This window comes from Actinomycetota bacterium, assembly GCA_036280995.1.
In the GTDB taxonomy this organism is placed as follows: Bacteria; Actinomycetota; CALGFH01; order CALGFH01; family CALGFH01; genus CALGFH01.
Map to the genome: position 1 here is coordinate 1 of DASUPQ010000795.1, position 3,322 is coordinate 3,322.

Genomic DNA, 3,322 nt, shown 5'->3' on the forward strand with positions numbered 1-3,322 from the left:
TGGACAGCTCCGCCGGCCGGCGGCCGAGCCAGGAGGCCAGGCCGAGGGAGGCGACCAGGTGTTCCAGCCAGGCCGGGTCCGGCCTGCGCCCCGCCAGCGCCAGGGGCAGCCGGATGTTTTCGGCGACGGTGAGGGTGGGCAGCAGGTTGTAGGCCTGGAACACCACGCCGATGCGGTCGCGGCGCAACACCGTCAGCGCCCGCTGACCGGCGCCGCTGAGGTCGTGGCCCTGCAGATGGATCTGGCCCCGTGTCGGCCGGTCGAGCCCGCCGAGCAGGTGCAGCAGGGTCGACTTGCCCGAGCCCGACGGACCCATGATGGCCGTGAACGTCCCGGCCCCGAACCCGACCGAGACGCCGTCGAGTGCGGTCACGGCGCCACCCCCCTGCCGATAGATCTTGGTGACCTCGACGGCACGGGCCGCGGCGGTGTCGGTGGAGGCTTCGGCAGCGGCTTGCATCGCGGCTCCTCGTGTGCCGTCCCGGGGTGGGCTGCTTGGTGTCGCAGCCAGTGTTGGCAGCGCCAGATCACGCCACATCCGTCAGCGACCCGGAAAGTTCCCGGAGGCTGTCCCGGAGGCCACTCCGGGACCAGGCCGGATCAAGCGGGACCAGTGGGATCAGGGCGAGGTCCGGGTGATGTCCAACGGCGCAGTTCGCGCCTTGTGGAGAGCTGCAGCTTGCGCAGGCCCGCAGAGACGTGCGTCGCGACGAGCGCCGCCCCTCAAGTCGACAGGGCACCGGGTGGAATGGCGGGCATGTCGTCCTGCCTGTCCCACCTGGCGCTACTCGGCCCGTCAGGAGCGCACTGGCTGGACAACCCACCCGACGTGACCTGCAAGGAGAGCACGCGCCAGCACGCCGTTGACGATCCGCTCATGTCTTGTAACCAACTGCCATGCCAAGAGCGCCCTATTCCGGCGCGGCTCAATGGCAGTCTCGGTGGCAGTCCACCAGGCGTCACCAGACAGGACTCTGGCGGTCTAGCTGGATTCGACCCGCCTGATCGTGCGGCCGCGGCCCAGCGCGTCGGATGCCGACCGGCTGCTGGTGGGCCAGGCTGGAGGCTTCTGGCCGGCTGGGTCAGCGATGCTCGGCCCTGCGCCCACAATGCGTCGATCGAGCGCGGCTGGCGGGGCTCACCAGGAGCCGCCGCCGCCTCCACCACCGCCGCCGCCCGAGGAGCCGCCGCCGCCCGAGGAGCCGCCGCCGCCGCCCCAGGAGCCGGAGCCGCCTGATCCAAAGCCGCTTGAGCCCGAGACCGCTGGCGGTGGTGCGGTCAGGCTTGCCGCGGAGGACGACGAGAAGAGCGCCATGCGGGAGCCGAACCGGTGCGGTGTGTAGGACCCGCGGCTGTAGAACCAGGGAGTCTGGGGCGGCGCGCCGACCAGCTCAACCGTCCGGGACCATTGCTCGGTGAGGCCGAAGACGATGGCGTAGGGCAGGTCGGGAGAGAACCGGTCCGCATGCAGGGCGTCGGCGCGGTCGGCTCCGGCCGTCTGCAGGTAGGCCCGGAAGCCATTGACCCGACGGAGCAGCTCGGCGCCCACCGGCGTGCGCCGGGGCATCCGCTTGGCTCCCAGCATGAGCGCGGGCCCAGCGAGCAGGATCGGGAGAGCCACCAGCCCATAGTCGGTCAGCGCGGCACCCAGGGTCAGGGCGGCGCCGAGGACGGTCACGACACGCCCCCGTTTGACCCACCGTCGCTGCACCTCGTCGGGATAGTCGGTGAACCAGCCCCGCTGCACGGCATCCTGGTACAGCGCCGAGCGGACGAGCGTGGACTGGTGGTAGAAGTCCTGCTTCAACTCGGAGAGCCACACCGCCTCCTCGACCTCTGCCCGCCGGCCGCCGCGGGAGGCGAACAGCCCATCAAAGAGCACACGCTCGTAGTCCAGCAGATTCTTGTCGGCGGCCTTGAGCTTGACCAGCCGCCAGTCGAACTTCTCCCAGTCGTCCGGGGCGTCATCCTCGATCCGCAGGTAGCCACGGACGGCCAGGTCGACCAGGGTGGCGGGGATGGCCACCGGGTTGACGACCTCGTCCACCAGCAACCCGGCCTGGGCCGGGCGAATCCCTTCGGGCGGGACAAATTCCACCATGGCGCCGGCCACCGACGCCGCCCCGGCGCCCGGTCGGCGCTCCCGCCCGACGACCCCGAACAGCCAGCCAAGCCCGAGCAGCACGACCACCAGAACCCCACCGGCCATCCCGAGTCTGCCCGGGGTCACCGAGAACGCCTGGGCCAGGCTCGAGCGCTCCTCCAGGACCGGTCGTGGGGCCGGCACCACTCCGGTCGGGAACCCGACCACCACCGTCACGCCCTCCTGAGGGCCCAGGCCGGTGGTGGCGAAGGCACCTGTCCGACCGTCCGTCTCGCTGGAGCCACACGACCGGGTGGAACCGACGGGCCCGACATAGCAGGCCACCCGGCCGATGGGCGCCGGGGCCGTGACCGTCACCGACGCCTGCTCGATCGGCACCTCCCAGTCGCCGCCGATGGCGTTCCAGTACAGCTCGTCGTGGTCGGGGAACCCGTTCAGTGTCCCCTCGACCCGGTAGACGATGCTGTAGTCGTGCCGGCCGGTGATGGTCTGGTCGGGGTCACCGATGCGGATCCGCAGCGTGTTGTCCACCTCCTCCAGCGTGTACTGGACCGGGGTCCCAGGCGATCCGGAGACCTCCAGCACCTGGAGGGGGTAGACGCGGTCGTGGCGGTCGTCGTAGCGGAAGCGCACGGGTACGTCCCGGAAGATGCCGTGGCGCTCTTCGGCGCCGAAGTCGTAGGCGATCTGTTCGGTGACCACCAGGGCCCCGTCGGCCTCGATCTGCAGGTCCACCCTGTAGTCGAGGATCCGTTCCGGGTTCTGTGCCCGGGCTGGTGCGGCGAGGACGGCCAGCGCCAGCCCCGCGGTCACAAGGACCGTCGCCAGCGCACGCGGTAGCGAATGCATGCCCGAGGTCACCTCCTCAACTACGCGCAAGCATCGGGCTGCGTCCTGGGGCCAAGCAAGCCTCCGCTTCACGGTCGTCTCCCCTCGTGACCCGTTGTCGCGGCCCGCCCTGCTCCAGACTGGAGCAGGGTCCGGGCGGGCGCTGTCACCCTCCGGACGTTCTCAGCGGGCCGGCTCGGCCACGACCTCGTTGGTGAGGACGCCGATATCCTCGACCTGGACCTCAACCCGGTCACCGGACTCAAGGGCGGCTAGAGTCAGTTCCGGTGTCAGTCCACCAGCCAGCACCAGACACGACTCAGGCGGTCTGGCTGGGATTCGGCACCTGACCTGAGCAGCACCGACAGCACTCAGGCGCTCTTTATGGAC

The 3,322-nt window shown here is 70.5% G+C and carries 3 protein-coding genes; all 3 read right to left on the minus strand.

Going from position 1 to position 3,322, the window contains the following annotated elements; genetic code table 11:
- On the minus strand, positions 1 to 460 hold a 460-nt coding region (locus tag VF468_26620; GenBank protein HEX5881863.1), incomplete at its 3' end, for an ATP-binding cassette domain-containing protein.
- Between the two features lie 678 nt (positions 461 to 1,138).
- A complete protein-coding gene (locus VF468_26625) occupies positions 1,139 to 2,917 on the minus strand; it encodes a DUF2207 domain-containing protein (GenBank protein ID HEX5881864.1) in 1,779 nt (592 codons plus the stop codon).
- Between the two features lie 198 nt (positions 2,918 to 3,115).
- A partial coding sequence (locus VF468_26630) for a hypothetical protein (protein ID HEX5881865.1) occupies positions 3,116 to 3,322 on the minus strand: 207 nt, incomplete at its 5' end.